Raw genomic sequence first — 19652 nt, forward strand, 5'->3', positions numbered from 1 at the left:
GCGTGAGTTTGGGGGTGACCTCGCCGTGGCCAACATCCGTAACCTCGATCCCAGCGCCTCGCCGCTGGACTACTACGGCTCGGAATTACGCCGGTTGAGGGAGGAGGCGAAGCTCAGCCAGGACCAGCTGGGCGACATCCTCTTCTGCACGGGCTCGCTCGTCGGTCAGATCGAGACCGCGAAGAAGCTGCCGACGAGACAGTTCTCGGAGCGGCTGGACGCGGCGCTGATGACGGGCGGTCTGTTCACGCGCCTGATCGGCCTGGTCCTGAAGAGCCAGCTGCCGAACTGGTTCCAGCCGTACGCGGAGATGGAAGCGAAGGCGACGTACATCTCGACGTACCAGTCCCAACTGGTCTACGGGTTGCTTCAGACCCCGGCCTACGCCCGGGCGGTTCTGGGCGCGAGGACGGAAGCGGACGTCGAGGGCAAGGTCGCGGCCCGAATGGAACGCCAGCGCATCCTGGACCGCGAGACGCCTCCCCTGCTGTGGGTGGTGCTGTCCGAGGCGGTGCTGCGGCAGGAGATCGGCGGGCGCGAGGTCATGCGGGAGCAACTCGCTCACCTGCTGGCCATGCAGGAGCGGGAGTGGGTGAAGATCCAGATCCTGCCGTTCAAGGCGGGTGCGCATGCGGGACTGCCGGGCTCGTTCACCCTCTTGCGCTTCGATGACGACCCCGATCTGGTCTACACCGAGGACTTCGTTCGCGGGCACATGACCGCCGATGCGGCCGCCTTCAGGGAAGGGTCCCTCCGTTACGATCACTTGAGGGCTGCTGCCCTCTCGGTGGAGGAATCGGCCGCACTGATCGCCCGTGTGATGGAGGAACAGTATGGGGACCAACCTGAACCTGACGGGCGCTGAATGGCGTAAGTCCTCCTACAGCGGTGACACCGGGGGAGAGTGCGTCGAGTGCGCCCCCCCTCGGCCCCGCCGCCTGGCGCAAGGCCTCCTACAGCTCCGACACCGGCGGCGAATGCATCGAGGTCGCCGACCTCACCGCCCACGTCGCCGTCCGGGACTCCAAGAACCCCGCCGGCCCCGTCTTCCTGGCCGCCCCGGCCGCGTTCGCGGCCTTCGTGACGGCCGCCGCCGAGGGTCGCTTCGGGCGCTGACCGGTCATGGACCGCTTGGGCATGGTGATCCTCGCCCTGGCGCTGCTGACCTGGGCGGGGATCGCCGTCGTGGGGTGGGCCCGGCGGGGTGGGCGGGGCCGGAGGGTCCGTACCGCGCCCTCGCCCGCCAAGCCGGCCGCCTGGGTCGCCGTACTCGCGCTGGTCGCGGGCGCGGCCGTGCACGCGTACGGGCTGTCGTACCTGCCGTATCTCTTCCCCGAGGACGCGTGTTGGTTCAACGCCGGGATCAAGGTCTCGCCGGACTCCTCGGGGATGCTGCCGGTGAGCCTGGTGTGCGCGGGCGAGGAGGTCGTCCCGGGCTGGCTGAACCCGACGCTGCTCGCCCTCGCGGTGACGGCGGTCGTGGCGGCGGGCGCCGCCGTGGTGCTACGCGTCCGCGCCCGCGAGCACGGCGCGTAGCCGCAGGACGCCCGCCTTCCACTCCTCGCTCTCGGACGACTCCTCCCAGAGCTCCAGGAGTTCGGAGTCGGGGCCGAGCACGCGGTCGAGGGCGGCGACGGCGAGCGGGCGGAGGGTGGCAGGGAGGACCGGTATGGCGTCCTTCGGGGCGTACGAGGTGGTGACGGGCTCGCCGCCGGGGCACTGCGCGGCGAGGAGGGCAGCGGAGGCCACGGCCTTGACGGAGTAGTACGAATCCAGGAACGCGTCCTCGCCGGTCTCGGCGACGTCGCGGAAGGCGGCGAGGAACACCGCCGCCTTGTCGTCGGCGCCGGCGGCCTGGTCGATCTGGTAGGAGAAGTCGGCGGCGGAGTCGTTGTCGAAGGGGCCGATGTCCCAGGTGCCCATGGTCAGCTCGCTCACTCGCTCACTCGCTCGGTGCCGGGCCGGTGGTGCCCGACTGCTGTTCCTCATGCTGGCACCCGCCACTGACAACGCCGCGGCTTCGGCCGGAGCGGTCGGTTCGCGGTGCGGCCCCCGCGCGCGGGATCACTCGTGACGGGCGAGCTTGACGGCGGAGACGAGCAGGACCACGCTCAGCGCGGGGATGAGGACCACGTCCGGGAACACGCCGAGCAGAAGCCCGCCGAGCACCGCTCCGGCGACCGAGCCCGCGACCATGACCAGGGCGAAGCGGCGGTTGGCGCCCAGCACCGCGAAGCTGCCGTCGCGGCTGTAGCGGGCGAAGGCCACCAGCATCGTCGGCAGCGACACCAGCAGGGACAGACTTCCCGCCGTCTTGATGTCCTGCCCGAAGAGCAACACGATCGTCGGAATCAGCAGCTCGCCGCCGGCCACGCCCATGACGGCCGCGACCACCCCGATCCCGAACCCCGCGGCGGCCCCGAGCGCCACCTGGGCCCACGGAACCAGGCCGAGGGCGTCCAGCGTCGCGAAGTGCGTGAACAGCAGGGCCGCCGCCATCAGCACCATCAGGCCGGCCAGCACCCTGTACAGGGTGTCCGAGCGCATCCGCACCACCCACGACGCTCCGGCCCAGGCGCCCAGCAGGCTCCCGGCCAGCAGGTTGACCGCGACGGGCCAATGGGCGGCGAGGTCGGCGGCGGACACGGCCGCCATGCGGGCGGGCAGCGCGGTCAGGACCACCACCAGGCTCATGGCCTTGTTGAGGATGACGGCGGAGAGCGCGGCGAACCCGAACAGTCCGATCAGCAGGGGCAGGCGGAACTCCGCACCGCCCAGGCCGATCATCCCGCCCAGGACGCCGATCGCCGCCCCCGCGCAGAACGTCAGGGGTATCGAGCGCGTCGAGCGCGGTGGGGTGAAGGTCTGGTCAGCGGCCATGGCGGGCATCCTCTCGCGCCGCGCCTCCCGCCGGCCATCGGCGGCCTGCGCCTTCGGTGGATGCCCCTGCCTCCCGGCTCGGGATCCGTCCGGTCCTCCGAGTCCGCCCGGCCGCGCGCCCGGCCGCACCCCGCGGCAACCGACACCGTTTCTGACCTTCCGTCAGATTGGAACGTGTTCTAGTCTGCCGTGCCATGGGCATCGCCATCACGCACGAACAGCGGGAGTTGGCCAGGTCCGTCCACGGGTGGCTGGCGCGCGCCGCGCCCCCCGAGGACGTACGCAAACACCTCGACGCGCCCGGCGGCGCGGCCGGACGGCCCGCGTACTGGGACGGGGCCGCCGCGCAGGGGCTGCTCGGCATCCACCTCCCCGAGGGGTGCGAGGGCGGGGGCGGCGGCAGTCTCGTCGACCTGGCCGTGGTCCTGGAGGAGGCGGGGCGGGCGCTGCTGCCGGGCCCGTACCTCCCCACGGTCCTCGCCGCCGAGCTGCTGCACCGCGCCGGGCGGGGGGAGGACGCCGGCGCGCTCGCCACGGGGGAGCGCATCGGGGCCGTCGCCCTCGGGCCGGGCACGCTGACCGCCGCGCCCGCCCTCGCCTCCGACGGATTCGTGCTCGACGGGGTCGCCCCGCCGGTGCTCGGCGGGGCGCAGGCCGAGCTGCTGATCCTCCCCGCGCGCGCCCTGCACGGCACCGTGTGGCTCGCCGTCGACGCCGACACCCTCTCCGTGCGCCCGCACGAGAGCGCCGACCCCACCCGGCCGACCGCCGAGGTCGCCGCCGACGGGGTGCTCGTGCCCGCGAGCCGGGTGGTCGGGGCGGTGGACGCGGCGCTCGTCGCCGACCTGGCCGCCGTGCTCTTCGCCGCCGACGCCTGCGGGACCGCCGCCCGGGTCCTCGACATCGCCGCCGAACACGCCCGCACGCGGGTGCAGTTCGGGAGGCCCATCGGACAGTTCCAGGGGGTCAAGCACCTCTGCGCCGACATGCTGGTCCGGCTGGAACAGGCCAGGGCGCTGACCTGGGACGCCGCCCGCGCGGCCCGGGAGGACGCCGCCGAGGTGCGCTCGCTGACCGCCTCCCTCGCGGCGGGGGCCGCGCTCGACACCGCGTACGGCCTGGCCAAGGACTGCATCCAGATCCTCGGCGGCATCGGCTTCACCTGGGAGCACGACGCGCACCTGTACCTGCGCCGCGCGCTCGTCGCCCGCCAGCTCCTCGGCTCCGGCGACACCCACCGGCTCGCCGCCGTGCGGCACGCCGCCACCGGGATCCGGCGCGAGCTGCGCCTCGAACTCCCCGAGGAGGCCCAGGCGTTCCGCGCCGAGGCCCGGGAGGCGCTGGCGCCCGCCGTCGGGCTCGACCCGCGCGCCGCCCGCCGCGTCCTCGCCGGCACCGGCTACGCGGCGCCGCACCTCCCGGCACCGTACGGGCTCGGCGCGGGGCCGGTGCGACAGCTCGCCGTACAGCGCGAGATGGAGGCGGCGGGGGTCGTGCTGAGCCCGCTCTCCATCGCCACCTGGGTGGTCCCCTCGCTCCTCGCGTACGGGACGCCGGAACAGCAGGAACGGCACCTCGCGCCCACCCTGCGCGGCGAACAGCAGTGGTGCCAGCTCTTCTCCGAGCCCGAGGCCGGCTCGGACCTGGCCTCCCTCCGCACCCGGGCCGAGCGGACGGACGACGGCACGGGCTGGCGGATCACCGGACAGAAGGTGTGGACGAGCGCGGCCCAGTGGGCCGACTACGGCATCCTCCTCGCCCGCACCGACCCCGACGCGCCCAAGCACAAGGGGCTCACCTACTTCGTCGTCGACATGAAGAACACCCCCGGCATCGACATCCGGCCGCTGAAGGAGATCACCGGGGAGTCGCTCTTCAACGAGGTCTGGTTCGACGACGCCCTGCTGCCCGCCGACGCGGTCGTCGGCGAGGTCGGCGGCGGCTGGCGGGTCGCCCGCAACACCCTCGGCAACGAGCGCGTCCACATGGCCGACCAGGTCGCCTTCGACACCGGCCTCGAAGCGCTCATCGAGGCCTCGGTCGGCGAGGACGGGGCCGTACGGGCCCGGATCGGCGCCCTCGTCGCCGAGGCCCACGCCCTCGCCTGCATCGGGCTGCGCACCACCCTGCTCCAGGTGTCCGGCCTCGAACCCGGACCGGGGGCGAGCGTCCGCAAGCTCGTCCAGACCGTCCACCAGCAGAAGCTCGCCGAGCTCACCGTCGAACTCCTGGGCGCGCAGGGCGCGCTGCGGGAGGGGGCGGGGGAGCGGGCGGTGCACGGACTGCTGATGTCGCGCTGCCTGACCATCGCGGGCGGCACCACCCAAGTGCAGCTGAACGTCGTGGCCGAGCGCCTGCTCGGCCTGCCGAGAGACTGAGGGAGAGGCTTCGATGAAGTCGTACATCGTCGGTGTGGGCATGACGAAGTTCGAGAAGCCGGAGACCCGGGACTGGCAGTACTGGGACATGGCGAAGGAGGCCGGCACCGCCGCCCTGACCGACGCCGGCATCCCGTACGGGCTCGTCGAACAGGTCCCGGTCGGCTACTGCTTCCAGGCCTCCACGGCCGGCCAGCGCGCGGTCTACGAACTGGGCCTGACCGGGGTCCCCGTCTACAACGTCAACAACAACTGCGCGACCGGCTCGTCCGCCCTGATGATGGCGCGGCAGCTGGTGGAGGGCGGCATCGCCGACTGCGTCCTCGCGCTGGGCTTCGAGAAGATGGCGCGCGGCGCGCTCGGCGGCGGCTCGGACGGCGGCGACTTCAAGACCTCGCCGGTCGCCCGGCACTACGGGATCATGGCGGCCGGGCACGGCTTCGAGATGTCCCCGCCCACCGCCCAGATCTTCGGCAACGCGGCCCGCGAGCACATGGACCGCTACGGCACGACCGAGGCCCAGCTCGCCGCGGTGGCCGCCAAGAACCACCGGCACTCGTCCCAGAACCCCAACGCCCAGTTCCAGGACGTGTACACGGTCGAGGAGATCCTCGCGGCCAAGACCATCCACCGCCCGCTGACCAAGCTCCAGTGCTCGCCGACCTCGGACGGCGCGGCGGCGGCCGTGGTCGTCTCCGAGCGCTTCGTGACGGAGCACGGCCTGCGGGACCGGGCGGTGGAGATCGCCGCCCAGGCCATGACCACCGACACCGAGGAGTCCTTCGCCTCGGGCAGCTGCATCGACGTGGTCGGGCGCCCGATGTCCCGGGCGGCGGCGCGGCAGGTCTACGAGGCCTCCGGCCTGGGCATCGAGGACGTCGACGTGATCGAACTCCACGACTGCTTCTCGGTCAACGAGCTGCTGACCTACGAGGCCCTGGGCATGTGCGAGGAGGGCGCCTCCGGCAAGCTCGTCGAGTCGGGCGCGACGACCTACGGCGGCAGGTGGGTGGTCAACCCGTCCGGCGGCCTCATCTCCAAGGGCCACCCGCTGGGCGCGACGGGCCTGGCGCAGGCGACGGAACTGGTCTGGCAGCTGCGCGGAGAGGCGGGCCCCCGGCAGGTGCCGGGGGCGGACGTGGGCCTGGCGCACAACATCGGCCTCGGCGGGGCGGCGGTGGTGACGCTGCTGCGCCGCGCCTAGTCGATGTACGGGTCGGGCCGGGTCTGCGACCATGACGCCCATGCCGCGAACCGACACGGGTAAAGCCACCCCCACCGCAGACCCGTCCATACCCTCGTCACCCCCGCCCTCCCGGCTCTGGCTGGTGGTCCTGATCGCCTGCGCGGGCCAGTTCCTGGTGGTGCTGGACGTGTCGGTGGTGAACGTGGCGCTGCCGTCGATGCGGACGGACCTGGGGCTGACGGCCTCGGGTCTCCAGTGGGTGGTCAACGCGTACTCGATCGCGTTCGCGGGCTTCATGCTGCTGGGCGGCCGGGCGGCGGACCTGTTCGGCCGCAAGCGCATGTTCGTCCTGGGGCTCGGCCTGTTCACGCTGGCCTCGGTCGCGGGCGGGCTGGCCCAGGAGGGCTGGCAGCTCTTGGCGGCCCGCGCCGTGCAGGGCCTGGGCGCGGCGATCCTGTCCCCGTCCACGCTCACCCTGCTCACCGCCGCCGCCCCGGTGGGCCCGGCCCGCACCCGGGCGGTCGGCACCTGGACGGCGGTGGGCGCGGCGGGCGGCGCGGCCGGCGGCTTCGTGGGCGGCGCGCTGGTCGACCTCCTCTCCTGGCGCTGGGTCCTCCTCATCAACGTCCCGATCGGCGCCCTCGTCCTGGCCTGCGCCTGCCTGTGGCTGACCGAGAGCCGGGTCACGGACGGCCGCCACCGCCTGGACCTGCCCGGCGCGGTCCTGGTGACGGGCGGCCTGGCGACCCTCGCGTACGGCATCGTGCAGACGGAGGAGTCGGGCTGGGGAGCCCCGGAGACCCTCGTGCCCCTGACGGCGGGCCTGCTCCTGCTGGCCGCCTTCGTGGCCTGGGAGACCAAGGCCCCGGCCCCCCTGATGCCCCTCCGCATCTTCCGCACCCGCGCGGTGTCGGCGGCCAACGCGACGATGGCGCTCTGCGCGTCGACCACCTTCGGCTCGTGGTTCTTCATGACGGTCTACGCCCAGAACGTCCTCGGCTACACCCCGCTCCAGGCCGGCCTCGCCCTGGTCCCCAGCTCGGTCAGCGTCATCGCCGGCTCCAAACTCGCGCCCCGCCTGCTGCCCCGCTTCGGCGCCCGCGCGGTCGCGGTGGCCGGAATCCTGCTGGGCGCGGCGGGCTTCGCCTGGCAGTCGACGATGACCCCGGACGGCTCGTACGTGCCGTCGATCCTGATCCCCGGCGTCCTGATCATGTTCGGCATAGGCATCGGCTCGACCCCCCTGGCCATCCTCGCCACCACCGGCGCCCCGCCCTCGGAGGCGGGCCTGGCCTCGGGACTCATCAACACCTCCCGCACGATGGGCGGAGCCCTGGGCCTCGCGATCCTCTCCACCGTCGCGGCGGCCTTCACGACCACCGGCACCCCGACCCCCGCCTCGCTGACGGAGGGCTACGCGGCGGCGTTCCGGGTGGGCGCGTGCGTGCTGCTGGGCACGGCGGTGCTGATGGCGCTCTGGCTGCCGGGGCGGGAGCGGAAGGCGGCCTGAAAGCGCCGGTGCGGCACGCGCACGTTCCGTAGCGCAGACGGGGTGCACTTGCGTGCATGTCGCAGCGACGTCACCGGATCCGGCGAACGTGACGACGTCTCAGTTTGGTTCCTCCTCCTCTGATCATGATGCCGCTCGGGGCATCCGTTCACAGAGAAGGTGGTTCCGAATGACCAGTGACCAGACTCCGTCGGTCACCGAAGCGACGCTCACCGACATCGCCACCCACGGCATCTGGGGCCCGGGCCACAGCATCAGCCCGGCCGTCGTCGACGTGTCCCGGGCGCTGCTCGCCTCCCTTCAGGGCGAGGAGGGCGTCGAACTCCCGCCGGAGCTCTCGGAGCTGGTGGCGGAGGTGCGGCGGATCGGAACGACCGGCCTCCCGCGCATCACCGCGTCCGACGGCATCCGCCTGTCCGCCTTCAGCATCAAGCTGAAGGGCGACGCCCCGCGCCCCGTGGTGATCGTGCCCGCCGGCTGGAACCCGTACGGCTGGCTGCCCTTCCTCCACGCGTACCTCAAGCTGGCGCAGCGCGGCTACCACGTGCTCGCCTACTCGCCGCGCGGCATCGGCATCAAGGGCTGGCCGTCGACCTCCGAGGGCTTCGTCGACGTGGCCGGGCCCAACGACTGGGCCGACGGCTCGTCCGTGATCGACTACGCGCAGGAGTCCTTCGAGCCCAGCCGGGTCGGCTTCCTCGGCGAGTCCTACGGCTCCGGGATCAGCCAGCTGGTCGCCGCGCACGACCCGGCCGCCCGGGTCGACGCCGTGGTCGCGCTGAGCACCTGGGGCAACCTCGCCACCAGCCTGTACGACAACGGCACCCGGCACCTGGAGGCCGTCCAGGCGCTGATCGCCTTCACCGGCGGCCCGCTGGAGGAGAAGTTCGACGACGGGGCCCAGCAGCTCCTCAAGGACTTCCTGAGCGGCCGGAACCTCGACGAGGTCGTCGCGTGGGGCACCGAGCGCTCCCCGGAGACCTACGTCGACCAGACGAACGCGCGGGGCATCCCGACGTTCTTCTCGAACACCTGGCACGAGACGCTGTTCCCGGTCAACCCGGTGCTCGACCTCTTCGAGCGGCTCACCGTCCCGAAGCGGCTGAACCTGTGGATCGGCGACCACGGCGCCCCCGAGGGCCCCGGCCTGGCCGGGCTGGTGCTCGGGGTGCCGTTCCCCGGACTGGCGGAGCCGACGCGGGAGGCCTACGAGTGGCTGGACCACCACCTGCTCGGCGTCGCCAACGACGTGCCGGACTGGCAGCCGGTGAAGAGCCAGAGCATGTTCACCTACGAGACGGCAGCCGTCCCGGGCGGCACCAGGCGGATCACCGTCCCGGCGCGCCGCGAGACGTACGCGTCCTGGGACGAGGCCACCACGGGCCGCGAGACCTGGTACCTCACCGGCGCCGGTGCCACCGCCGACGGCTCGCTGACCGACAAGCCGGCCGCCGGATGGTCGCGGGAGTTCCAGGCCGGCGCCCTGACCTCCTCCCTGGCCGGCGAATTGCTCAAGGCCGGGCAGCGGGAGTGGTTCGGCAACCCCGATCCGTACAAGCTCGCGGAGTTCGAGCGCGACCACCTGCTCGTCTGGTCGACCGACCCGCTGACCGGCCCCGGTGAGGTGGCCCGCCGGATCCGGGGCGCCGCCGGCGTGCGGCTCACCGTGCGCAGCAGCGTCGACGCCGCCACCGTGATCGCCTACCTGTACGACGTCGCCCCGGACGGCACGGCCCGCATCATCACCCACGAGCCGTACACGGCCACCGGCCTCACCCCGAACACCGACACCACCCTCGCCTGGCGCCTCCAGGCCGCCTCCTACGACCTGCCGGCCGGGCACCGCCTCGCCCTGGTCGTCAACGGCCGAGACCCGCTCTACTCCTACGCGGGCTCGGACCTCCCCGCCCTCACCACCACCACGGTCGGCTCCGCGACCGGCAGCGAGGCCCGACTGGAACTCCCGCTGGGCTGACACCCCCGCACCCGACCGCTCGCACGGCAGCCCGCCGATCGGTGTACGGCGGGCTGCCGTCGGCGAACTCGCCTTCTACTCCCCCCGGGGTCACAGCCACCCCTGCTGACGCGCCGCCCGTACCGCCTCCATCCGGTTCCGGGTGCCCGTCTTCCCGATCGCGGACGACAGGTAGTTCCGCACCGTCGACTCGGAGAGGTGCAGGGCCTCCGCGATGTCGGAGATCGTGGCGCCGTCCACCGAGGCGCCGAGGGCGTCCCGTTCGCGGGCGGTCAGCGGGTTCGGGCCCGCGCTGAGCGCGGCGGCGGCGAGGGCCGGGTCGATGACGGTCTCGCCGCGCAGCACCTTGCGGATCGCCTCCGCCAGGTCCTCGACGGGCCCGTCCTTGACCAGGAAGCCGGCCGCCCCCGCCTCCATCGCCCGCCGCAGGTACCCGGGCCGCCCGAACGTCGTCAGGATCAGCACCCGGCAGTCCGGCACCTGGTCCCGCAGGTCCCCGGCCGCGTCGAGCCCGGACCGCCCCGGCAGCTCGATGTCCAGCAGCGCCACCTCGGGCCGCGACAGCAGCGCCGCGTCCACGATCTCGTCCCCGCGCCCGACCTGCGCGACGACCTCGATGTCGGGCTCCATGCCCAGCAGCAGCGCGAGCGCGCCGCGCATCATGCCCTGGTCCTCGGCGAGGAGGACTCTCGTACGGGACAGCGGCCGATGGTCCTGCGGCATCTCGTTCACGAGGAACAGGGTAGGGCGGGTGGCCTGTTGGGGCGCGTCCCTCGCCGCAGCGCCCGGCTCCGACGACCCGCAGCGCCTGACGGAGGTGGCGGAGGCGCTGGACGTGCCCGCCCGTCACCTCATGCCGCGGTCCGCGAGCTGGGGAAGCGCCGCATCCCCGGCCCGGCCGTCCTCGTTGGCAGCGCATGAGCAACCTCCGCGGCCCCCAGCGGGCCCTCGCCGCCTCCTTCCTCCTCGCCGCCGGTACGGCCCTCGGGCTGTCCGGTTCCGCGCACGCCGCCCCCCCTTCCCCTCCCGGCTCCCGTCGGCGGCCTCACCGACGTGCTGGGGGCGCCGCAGCACGACAAGGCGCAGCACGACAAGGCGACCCCCGTCAGCGGCGACGCCCAGAACGCCGTCGTCGGGGGGAACGCCTCCGAGCAGAGCATCGGGAGCTAGTCCCGGGAGCCGACCCCGGGGAGGGGCGGCGAGGGGCCGGCCTACGGCCGCTGGCCACGGCAGCTCCACCGGCGTCTCCAGCCGCGGCGACGGCGTCGTCGGCGAGTACGCCACCACCTCCGACGGCAGTCGACCGCGCCTACGGGTGGACGCCCCGGAGGTCCACGAGAAGCCGCACCGTCGACGGGACGGCCGATGCGAGCGGGCCGCGCATCCGTGTGCGGCCGCACTCGTTGTGCCGTGCATGAAGATCGCACAGCGCACTCTCGCCGTCGTGGCCCTCGCGGGGGCCGCTCTCTCGACAGCCGGCACCTCGTACGCGGACGGACCGGGCGGCAGCGGTCTGGTGAGCCGTGGCGACCATGCCGACGTCACTTCGGAAGGTGTCGGCGGCGACGTCAACAAGGGGGTCGGCGAGCTGGTCCTCCGCCAGCCGCTCGTGGCCGTGGAGGGCGTGAACACCGGGCACATCATCTGAGGTGCCCGTCCTGGAGTCCGGGAGTCCCGGAGTCCGGGAGTTGCGGAGCCCTGGAGTCCCGGAGTCCGGAGTCCGGAGTCCCGGAGTCCGGAGTTCTACAGGCCCAGAGCCCCGGCGGCGCCCCCCGCCAGCTCGGTGGTGGTCGCCTCCACCGGCAGTTCCGCCGTCACCCGGTACCCGCCGCGCGGGCCCGGGCCGGACTCCAGGGTGCCGCCCGCCGCCTCCACGCGCTCGCGCAGGCCCTTCAGGCCGCTGCCGGGGGTGCCCTCGCCCGCGCCGCGGCCGTTGTCCGTGACGGTCAGGCGGACGCGCTCCGGGGTGCCCCCGAGCTCGATCTCGCAGCGGGTCGCGCGGCTGTGGCGCACCGCGTTGGTCGCGCACTCCCGGACCACCCAGCCCAGCAGGGCCTCCGTCTGCGGCTCCAGCGGCGGGCCCGAGCGGCGGACCACCGGTTCGATGCCGGCGGAGGAGAGGGCGTCCCGCGCCCGGTCCAGCTCCGCGGCGAGCGGGACCTCGCGGTAGCCGGTGACCGCCTCGCGGATCTCGGTCAGGGCCTGGCGGCCGACCGACTCGATGTCCGTGATCTGGGAGAGCGCCGCGTCCAGGTCGCGCGGCGCCAGGCGGCGGGCCGCCTCCGACTTCACCACGATCACCGACAGGGTGTGGCCGAGCAGGTCGTGCAGGTCCCGGGAGAAGCGCAGCCGCTCCTTCTCCACGGCCGTGCGGGCCAGCTGCTCGCGGGTGGCCCGCAGCTCCTTCACCGTCTCCGAGAGCGTGAGCACCGCCGCCGTCACCATGGCCGAGATGAACGTCCCGTACGCCACGTTGATCGCGGCCCACCCGTCCCGCAGCCCGGACACCGTGCCCGCGACCACGCACAGCGGGAGCACGACCCGGCCCAGCATCCGGCCGCGCACGACCGAGCCCACGGCGAGGCCCAGGAGGGGGAAGAAGAGCAGGTACGGGCCGCCGTAGGCGATGGCCAGGGCCAGGGTGACCGCGGTGATCGCGGCCAGCAGCCACCAGGTCGCCGGGGCCTCCCGCCTGGTGCGGTCGAAGGCGCGGAAGACGATCGTGACGTAGAGGGAGTTGAAGGCCAGCAGGCCGAGGGCGCCGATCCACGGGTTGGGGGTCTCGCCCCGGATCAGGTTGGACAGCGCTCCCATGCCCATCAGCAGCCAGGGCAGCAGGGCGAAGCCGTTCGGCGGGCCCATCTCCTCCGGGGAACGGTCCCCGCGTCGCTTGCGCATGTCGACTCCTCCTCCAGCCCTTCCTTCGGATCCCTCAGACCGTCCGTGCCGAACGACGGTACGAGACCGCCGCGTACGCTCCGAACAGCACCGCCCACGCCACGAGGATCATCAGCGTCGCCGCCCCCGGCATCGTGCCCTCCGTCAGCGCCCGGCCCAGCTCGGCGAAGCGGTTGGTCGGCGTGTACGAGGAGATCGTCGCCAGCCAGTGCGGGAACAGGCTCACCGGGAACCACAGGCCGCCGACCACCGCGAGCCCCAGGTTGCAGGCCACGTTGACCACGCCGGTCGTCTGCGCGGACAGCCGGTAGCCGTTGCCCAGGCCGAGCAGGGTGAAGGGGAGCGAGCCGGCCCACAGGGCGAGGGCGACCGCCGCCCACTGCCAGGCGTCCAGCCGTACGCCGTTGACGAGCGCCCCCGCGAGCAGCACCGCGGCGATCGCCGGCAGCACCACGACCGTGCCGGTCAGGGCGCGGCCCGTGACCACCTGGCGCGGGGTCATCGGGGTGATCCGCAGCTGGCGCAGCCAGCCGGAGGACTTGTCCTCGGCGACGCCGGTGCCCAGCGACAGGGCGGCGCCCAGCGCTCCGTACGCGGCCATGCCGACCATGGCGGAGGCCCTGAAGTCGGAGCCGTCCCGCCCGCCGAGGTTGGTGAAGAGCAGGTACATCATCACCGGCACGGCGACCGAGGAGATCGCGAAGCCGACGTCCCGCAGGGTGCGGCGGACTTCGAGGCGGACATAGGCGGTGATCATCGGGCCGTCTCCATCGTCTGGTGGACGTCGAGGGGGGTGACTCCGGGGGGAGCGGTTGCGAAGGGGGCGTTTCCTGAGGTCAGGGCCAGGAACGCGTCGTTCAGGGAGACCGGTGCGACCTCCAGGCCCCGGACCGCGTGCAGCGCCGCCAGCGCGAGGACGGTCTCGTCGGAGTCGTCGCTGCGCAGGTGCGCGCGGTCGCCGCGGACCTCGACCGAGGTCACGCCGGGCAGCAGGCTCAGCCCGTCCGTCGGGCCGCCGGCCAGGTCGAAGGAGACCAGCGTCCCGCCGACCCGCCGCTTCAGCTGCTCGGCCGTGCCGTCGGCGAGCACCCGGCCCGAGTCGACGACCACGATCCGGTCGGCGCTGGTGTCGGCCTCCTCCAGGTAGTGGGTGGAGAACAGCACCGTGTTGCCCCGCCCCGCGTAGGCGCGCATCGCGTCCCAGAAGACCTGCCGGGCCTCGACGTCCAGGGCGGCGGTCGGCTCGTCCAGGACGATCAGCTCGGGGTTGCCGGCCAGGGCCACGGCGAAGCGGACCCGCTGCGCCTGGCCGCCGGAGAGCCGGTCGGCCCGGCGGTCCGCGAACTCGGTCAGGCCCGCCAGCTCCAAGGCCTCCGCGACCGGCATGGGCGAGGGGTAGGTGCGGGCGACGAAGGAGACCAGCTCGCGGACGGTGACCCGGGCGACCGGGCGGGAGTCCTGCAGCATGGCGCCGACCCGGCCCGCCTCGACCGCGCTCGCCGGCGTGCCGCCGAAGAGGCGGACCCGGCCGCTGTCGGGGGCGTCGAGGCCGAGGAGGAGGTTGATGGTGGTGGACTTCCCGGCGCCGTTGCGGCCGAGCAGGGCGACCGTCTCGCCGCGGTGGATGGTGAGGTCGATCCCGTCCACGGCGCGGACCGGGCCGTAGCTCTTGGCGGCCGCCTCGAAGACGACCGCGGGCTCGTTCACCGCCTCGTCGATCGGCTCGTCGATCGGCTCGTCGATCGGCTCGTCCGTCGGCTCTTTCGTCGGCTCTTTCGTCATGACCACGACGCTACGGAGCGGGGGGCGGGTCCCGGCAGGAGCGCATGTACGGACCTGGCCGTGACAAATGTCCCGGGTGGGGGACGATCCCTGGAGGCGACTGGATCTGACATGCCGTCAGGAGGGTTCCCAACGGCACACCCACCCGCTATACATGGGGGTCACCGAACTGGAACAGGTTCTAGCTTCTGGGGCTTCCGTTCCGGAATCGGTCCCCGCACGGCCTCGGTGCGGTCGACGGTGCGGACGACCGCACCGAGGTCTTCCACTCCACGGTTCACCATGGATCCCAAGGAGCAGCAAGCCGATGCCCATTGACGCCGCCAAGGCCGTCGCCGCCGAGCCCCGCAGCGCGGAGATCGGCTGGGACCACAAGGACGTCCAGCTCTACCACCTCGGCCTGGGCGCGGGCGTCCCCGCGACCGACCCCGACGAGCTGCGCTACACCCTGGAATCCCGGCTGCACGTGCTGCCCAGCTTCGCGACCGTCGCCGGCGCCGGCATGGGGGTCGTCGGAGGGCTCTCCGCCCCCGGCATCGACATCGACCTGGCCGCCGTCCTGCACGGCGGGCAGTCGATCACCCTGCACCGCCCGCTGCCCGTCTCCGGCCGGGCCGTCTCCACCTCCCGCGTCGCCGCCGTCTACGACAAGGGCAAGGCCGCCGTCCTGGTGCTCCGCTCCGAGGCCGCCGACGCGGACGGCCCGCTGTGGACCAGCGACGCCCAGATCTTCGTCCGCGGAGAGGGCGGCTGGGGCGGCGACCGCGGGCCCTCCGAGCGCCTCGAACTCCCCGACCGCGCGCCCGACGCCACCGTCGAGCGGCCCATCCGCGAGGAGCAGGCGCTGCTCTACCGCCTCTCCGGCGACTGGAACCCGCTCCACGCCGACCCCGAGTTCGCCAAGCTGGCGGGCTTCGACCGGCCGATCCTGCACGGCCTCTGCTCGTACGGAATGACCCTCAAGGCGGCGGTGGACACCCTCCTCGACGGCGACGTCACCCGCGTCCGCGCCTACCGCACCCGCTTCGCCGGGATCGTCTTCCCGGGCGAGACCCTGCGGATCCGGATGTGGCGCCAGGAGGGCGGCCGGATCCAGATCACGGTCACCGCCGCCGAGCGGGACGACGCGCCCGTACTCGCCGACACCGTCGTGGACCACTCCTGACACCACCCCCGAGGGGAGCCGCACCATGCGCGCAGCCGTACTGCACGAGATAGGCCAGGACAAGCTCGAAGTGCTCGACGACGTCGAGGCCGTGGGCTTCGGCCCCGGCCGGGTGAAGATCCGGGTCCGGGCCACCGGCCTGTGCCACTCCGACGTCTCCGCCATGAGCGGCGTGCTCCCGCAGCCCGCGCCCTTCATCCCCGGGCACGAGGGCGCGGGCGAGATCATCGACATCGGCGACGGGGTCACCGGGCTGAGCGAGGGGCAGCGCGTGCTGCTCTGCTGGCTGCCCGCCTGCGGCAGCTGTCCGGCCTGCAAGCGCGGCCAGACCCAGCTCTGCCTGGCCGGCTTCATGAACGCCGGGATCCCCAACTTCAAGCGCCCCGGCGGCGACGTCTTCGGCTTCGCCGGCACCGGAACCTTCGCCGAGGAGGTCGTCGTCGACGCGGGCTGCGCCGTCCCGATCCCGGACGACGTGCCCTTCGACATCGCCGCGCTCATCGGCTGCGGCGTCACCACCGGGCTCGGCGCCGCCATCAACACGGCGAAGGTGGAGGCCGGTTCGTCGGTCGCCGTGATCGGCTGCGGCGGCGTCGGCATCTCCGCGATCCAGGGCGCCAAGCTCCAGGGCGCGGCCGAGATCGTCGCCGTCGACCCCGTCGAGTCCCGGCGCGAGGCCGCCCTCCGCTTCGGCGCCACCGAGGCCGTCGCCCCCGACGCCCTCGCCGACGCCAAGCAGCGGATCACCGGCGGCGAGGGCTTCGACTACGTCTTCGAGGTCGTCGGCAAGTCCGCCACGGCCCGCACCGCCTACGAGACCACCCGCCGCGGCGGCACCCTCTGCGTCGTCGGCGCGGGCGCCCTCGACGACCACCTCCAGCTCAACATGTTCGAGCTGTTCTTCGACGAGAAGCGGATCCTGCCGTCGATGTACGGGGGCGGGGACGTGCTCCGCTCGTACGAACGGGCCATCGCGCTCTGGCGGGCCGGCCGCATCGACCTGGAGTCCCTGATCACCCACCGGGTGCCGCTGGCCGGGATCAACGAGGCGCTGGAGCAGATGCGGACGGGCGTCGCGCTGCGCACCTGCATCGAGATCTGACCGGGAAGCGATCCGCCGACCCGGGAAACGGTACGCCGATCCGGGAAACGGTACGCCGCCCCGGGAAACGGTACGCCGCCCCGGGAAACGGTACGCCGCCCCGGAAACGATCCGCGGACTCCGGAAACGATCCGCGGACCCGGGAAACGCCACGCCGACCCCGGAATCGTTCCGCGGACCGGGGAGACGTTCCGCGGACCCCGGAACCCGGCACCCACACCTGAGAGGACCTGCCCCATGTCACTCCCTCTTGAGGGACTGAGCGCGATCGTCACCGGCGCCGGCCGCGGGCTCGGCCGGGCCGAGGCGCTCGAACTGGCCCGGCTCGGCGCGGCCGTCGTCGTCAACGACTTCGGCCAGCCCGGACGGGACGGCTCCGGCGAGGCGTCGGCGGCCCCCGCGGAGGAGGTCGCCGCCGAGATCCGCGCGGCGGGCGGCCGGGCCGTCGCCCACCTCGGCGACATCGCCGACTTCGAGACCGCCCGCGGCCTGGTCGACCTGGCCGTGAACGAGTTCGGGAAGCTGGACGTCCTGGTCAACAACGCGGGCATCCTGCGCGACCGGATGGTCTTCTCGATGAGCGAGGCGGAGTGGGACTCGGTGATCCGGGTCCACCTCAAGGGCCACTTCAACACCACGCACCACGCTGCCGTGCACTGGCGCGGCCGGGCGAAGGCGGGTGAGAGCGGCGTCTACGGGCGGATCGTCAACACCTCGTCCGAGGCCTTCCTCGCCGGTTCGGCGGGACAGCCCAACTACGCGGCGGCCAAGGGCGGGATCGTCGGCCTGACCACGTCCACCGCGCTCGCCCTCGCCAAGTACGGCGTCACGGCGAACGCGATCTGCCCGCGGGCGCGCACCCGCATGACCGAGGACGTCTTCGCCGGCTTCGCCGAGCCGACCGCCGAGGACCAGCTCGACCCGCTGTCGCCGGAGCACGTGGCGCCGCTCGTCGGCTACCTCGCCTCCCCGGCCGCGGCCGGGGTCAACGGCCAGCTGCTCGTCGTCCACGGCGGGATGGTGGCCATCGTGGACCGCCCGAAGGTGGCCGCGAAGTTCGACACGGCGAAGGACGCCTTCACCTACGAGGAGCTCGACGGGCTGCTCACCCCGCACTACGCGGCGCGTCCGGCGGGGGAGACCTTCGCGGCGGCGGAGGTGCTGGGCCTCAAGAAGGGCTGACCGCGCGGGGGTGTGTGGTCGGGGAACGCGGACGGCCCCCGGGAGGGATCCCGGGGGCCGTCGCGCGCTCACGCGGCGGTTGCCGCGTGCCGCGTACGTGCCACTGCTTTCCTGCTGCCGTGCTCGGTCGTGCCGGTCCGGCCGCTACTGCCCGTCGTCCCGGCGGTGGCGGCCGTGCGGCTGGGACGCCGACGACGCCTGCTCCTCCGAAGGCGCGGCGTCGCCCCGGTGCTTGCCCGAGCCGTTCGACTCCTGCGCGTCCGTGTTGCTCATGGTGGAACTCACCCCGTAGATATCGCTACTTGCTCTGCGACCCGTGATTCTAACGAGCGGGCCTGCGGTCCGTCAGCGGAGCCTGCTGCAACGGCACAGGGCGGCAGACCTTGAAGGCCCCGGTCCCTGTCCCCGCCCCGGTCCCCGCCGCGGTCCCCGCCCCGGCCGGCCCCGGTTCCGGTACGGGAGGGTCGTCGGGCTCCTCCAGGGCGGCGAGCCCGCAGGGCGTTCCGGGCGTCGCGTACGGGAGCCGCAGCACTCCCTCGGGCGTCCACAGGCCCGCTCCGGCCAGCCAGCCCGCGGGGACGGCCAGCTGGTGCATCCGGCGCGCGGAGGGCCGCCACATGCCCACCCAGCTGCCCGCGGCGGCGTCGATCCGCAGCGCCACCCCGCAGCCCTCCGGCAGGAGCGCCTGCCCCGGCTGCACGGCGAACGGCGTCACGGCCGCGTCGTCGAGGCGCAGGCAGTCCGGGAACCGCACCGGCAGCAGGCTCCCCAGGACCCCCCCAGCCGAGCCGGTCGTGGCCCGGGGAGGGCGCGTCCGAGCGGATCAGCAGCAGCCCGCTGTCCGGGTCCGCGAGCAGCAGCCGGTCGTGGCTGTCCTCGGTGATCTGCAGCAGCGGGGTCACCTCGCCGCCGCGCTCCAGGTCGACCGCCACCGCCTTCACCGGGCCGCCGTCCAGGCTCCGGTCGAGGGCCAGCATCCGGCCCGTACGGTCCAGCCAGACGCCGCCCGAGCAGCGGCCCTTCACCTCGGCGACCTGCTCGGGCCCGAAGGCGCCGCCCGCCACCAGCCACAGCGTGCTCGTGTCCGGGCCGACGCACAGGGCGTACGCGCAGATGCCGTCCGGCGACGGCGGGAGCAGCACCAGGTCCTCGGAGCCGGGTGCCTCCACGGCGCCGAGCACCAGCTCGCCGGTGCCGGGGCCGGTCGGGTACAGCAGCGAGAACGTGCGGCGGCGCCCGTCCGCCCGCCGGCCCACCAGGACCCGCCCGTCGGCCAGCGGGAGCAGCGGGGTGCCGCGTTCCTCGGGCTGGGCGAGCGGCAGCGGCACGGCGTACGGCTCCGGGCCGTCGAGCGTCCACCGCTCGACGTACAGCGCGTCCCCGGATCCCGCGAGCCGGGCCGCGTAGGCCCCGTTCGCGGTGATCGTGAACGCCCCGTGGCCGGGGGGCGTGGACCACGTCGGGCCGCCGTCCCCGGCCGCCGCCTCGATGGCACAGACTGTCATCGACTCGTCACCTCCGGCCACGAAGCTAGTTTTCGCACTTCCAGCCGAACAACGCGAGCCACCCCACTTCACCCCAAAGGGTGGCGGTC

18 protein-coding genes and 1 pseudogene are annotated in these 19652 nt (G+C 73.5%); 11 read left to right on the forward strand and 8 right to left on the reverse strand.

Annotated elements, in window-relative coordinates:
- Nucleotides 1-25 precede the first annotated feature (25 nt).
- The 3 genes from ABD981_RS28275 to ABD981_RS28285 are packed head-to-tail and all read left to right on the forward strand — an operon-like array spanning nucleotide 26 to nucleotide 1536.
- A complete protein-coding gene (locus ABD981_RS28275) occupies nucleotides 26-865 on the forward strand; it encodes a helix-turn-helix domain-containing protein (RefSeq protein ID WP_046906439.1) in 840 nt (279 codons plus the stop codon).
- Nucleotides 866-888: 23 nt separating this feature from the next.
- Nucleotides 889-1116, forward strand: coding sequence for a DUF397 domain-containing protein (locus ABD981_RS28280; protein WP_425586470.1), 228 nt, complete (start codon nucleotides 889-891; stop codon nucleotides 1114-1116).
- A gap of 21 nt (nucleotides 1117-1137) precedes the next feature.
- The gene (locus ABD981_RS28285; RefSeq protein WP_046906441.1) at nucleotides 1138-1536 is read left to right on the forward strand and encodes a hypothetical protein; all 399 of its coding nucleotides are present in this window, start codon (nucleotides 1138-1140) and stop codon (nucleotides 1534-1536) included.
- Here the strand turns inward: ABD981_RS28285 and ABD981_RS28290 are convergent.
- Both ABD981_RS28290 and ABD981_RS28295 read right to left on the reverse strand, forming a co-directional pair.
- Nucleotides 1504-1923, reverse strand: coding sequence for a DUF4259 domain-containing protein (locus ABD981_RS28290; RefSeq protein WP_046906488.1), 420 nt, complete (start codon nucleotides 1921-1923; stop codon nucleotides 1504-1506). The two genes, ABD981_RS28285 and ABD981_RS28290, sit on opposite strands and share 33 nt — an antisense overlap.
- Before the next feature lie 141 nt (nucleotides 1924-2064).
- Complete coding sequence (locus ABD981_RS28295) at nucleotides 2065-2880, reverse strand: sulfite exporter TauE/SafE family protein (protein WP_046906442.1); 816 nt, start codon at nucleotides 2878-2880, stop codon at nucleotides 2065-2067.
- Nucleotides 2881-3074: 194 nt separating this feature from the next.
- On the opposite strand from ABD981_RS28295, the gene ABD981_RS28300 reads away from it, so the two are divergent.
- From ABD981_RS28300 to ABD981_RS28315, 4 genes are all read left to right on the forward strand, one after another.
- Complete coding sequence (locus tag ABD981_RS28300) at nucleotides 3075-5258, forward strand: acyl-CoA dehydrogenase family protein (RefSeq protein WP_046906443.1); 2184 nt, start codon at nucleotides 3075-3077, stop codon at nucleotides 5256-5258.
- 13 nt (nucleotides 5259-5271) lie between these two features.
- The gene (locus tag ABD981_RS28305) at nucleotides 5272-6462 is read left to right on the forward strand and encodes a lipid-transfer protein (RefSeq protein ID WP_046906444.1); all 1191 of its coding nucleotides are present in this window, start codon (nucleotides 5272-5274) and stop codon (nucleotides 6460-6462) included.
- Nucleotides 6463-6493: 31 nt separating this feature from the next.
- Nucleotides 6494-7954, forward strand: a complete 1461-nt coding sequence (locus ABD981_RS28310; protein WP_123954271.1) for an MFS transporter — start codon at nucleotides 6494-6496, stop codon at nucleotides 7952-7954.
- Between the two features lie 169 nt (nucleotides 7955-8123).
- Nucleotides 8124-9929 carry an alpha/beta fold hydrolase gene (locus ABD981_RS28315; protein ID WP_046906446.1) on the forward strand — a complete coding sequence of 602 codons (1806 nt, stop codon included), beginning with the start codon at nucleotides 8124-8126 and terminating at the stop codon, nucleotides 9927-9929.
- Nucleotides 9930-10019: 90 nt separating this feature from the next.
- On the opposite strand, the gene ABD981_RS28320 is transcribed toward ABD981_RS28315, so the two are convergent.
- Nucleotides 10020-10652: a response regulator transcription factor gene (locus ABD981_RS28320; RefSeq protein ID WP_046906447.1), complete on the reverse strand. Its 633-nt coding sequence runs from the start codon at nucleotides 10650-10652 to the stop codon at nucleotides 10020-10022.
- 691 nt (nucleotides 10653-11343) lie between these two features.
- Here ABD981_RS28320 and ABD981_RS28325 point away from each other — a divergent pair.
- Nucleotides 11344-11577: a hypothetical protein gene (locus ABD981_RS28325; RefSeq protein WP_046906449.1), complete on the forward strand. Its 234-nt coding sequence runs from the start codon at nucleotides 11344-11346 to the stop codon at nucleotides 11575-11577.
- A gap of 95 nt (nucleotides 11578-11672) precedes the next feature.
- Here the strand turns inward: ABD981_RS28325 and ABD981_RS28330 are convergent, their stop codons facing one another.
- The 3 genes from ABD981_RS28330 to ABD981_RS28340 are packed head-to-tail and all read right to left on the reverse strand — an operon-like array spanning nucleotide 11673 to nucleotide 14609.
- Nucleotides 11673-12827: a sensor histidine kinase gene (locus tag ABD981_RS28330; protein WP_046906450.1), complete on the reverse strand. Its 1155-nt coding sequence runs from the start codon at nucleotides 12825-12827 to the stop codon at nucleotides 11673-11675.
- 34 nt (nucleotides 12828-12861) lie between these two features.
- Nucleotides 12862-13584 (reverse strand): ABC transporter permease, encoded by a 723-nt coding sequence (locus ABD981_RS28335; protein WP_046906451.1) that lies wholly within the window; start codon nucleotides 13582-13584, stop codon nucleotides 12862-12864.
- Nucleotides 13581-14609 carry an ATP-binding cassette domain-containing protein gene (locus ABD981_RS28340; RefSeq protein ID WP_123954272.1) on the reverse strand — a complete coding sequence of 343 codons (1029 nt, stop codon included), beginning with the start codon at nucleotides 14607-14609 and terminating at the stop codon, nucleotides 13581-13583. The genes ABD981_RS28335 and ABD981_RS28340 overlap by 4 nt, the downstream gene beginning before the upstream one ends.
- A 307-nt stretch (nucleotides 14610-14916) precedes the next feature.
- Here ABD981_RS28340 and ABD981_RS28345 point away from each other — a divergent pair, with 307 nt between their 5' ends.
- The 3 genes from ABD981_RS28345 (at nucleotide 14917) to ABD981_RS28355 (ending at nucleotide 18058) form a co-directional block, all read left to right on the forward strand.
- Nucleotides 14917-15774 (forward strand): MaoC/PaaZ C-terminal domain-containing protein, encoded by an 858-nt coding sequence (locus ABD981_RS28345; protein WP_046906452.1) that lies wholly within the window; start codon nucleotides 14917-14919, stop codon nucleotides 15772-15774.
- 25 nt (nucleotides 15775-15799) lie between these two features.
- The gene (locus ABD981_RS28350) at nucleotides 15800-16876 is read left to right on the forward strand and encodes a Zn-dependent alcohol dehydrogenase (RefSeq protein WP_046906453.1); all 1077 of its coding nucleotides are present in this window, start codon (nucleotides 15800-15802) and stop codon (nucleotides 16874-16876) included.
- A gap of 237 nt (nucleotides 16877-17113) precedes the next feature.
- The gene (locus tag ABD981_RS28355) at nucleotides 17114-18058 is read left to right on the forward strand and encodes a 3-oxoacyl-ACP reductase (protein ID WP_046906454.1); all 945 of its coding nucleotides are present in this window, start codon (nucleotides 17114-17116) and stop codon (nucleotides 18056-18058) included.
- Nucleotides 18059-18202: 144 nt separating this feature from the next.
- On the opposite strand, the gene ABD981_RS28360 is transcribed toward ABD981_RS28355, so the two are convergent.
- A complete protein-coding gene (locus tag ABD981_RS28360) occupies nucleotides 18203-18331 on the reverse strand; it encodes a hypothetical protein (protein ID WP_276205558.1) in 129 nt (42 codons plus the stop codon).
- Between the two features lie 49 nt (nucleotides 18332-18380).
- Nucleotides 18381-19563: pseudogene (locus ABD981_RS28365) on the reverse strand (hypothetical protein).
- Between the last annotated feature and the right edge of the window lie 89 nt (nucleotides 19564-19652).

This window comes from Streptomyces showdoensis (genome assembly GCF_039535475.1).
In the GTDB taxonomy this organism is placed as follows: Bacteria; Actinomycetota; Actinomycetes; order Streptomycetales; family Streptomycetaceae; genus Streptomyces; species Streptomyces showdoensis.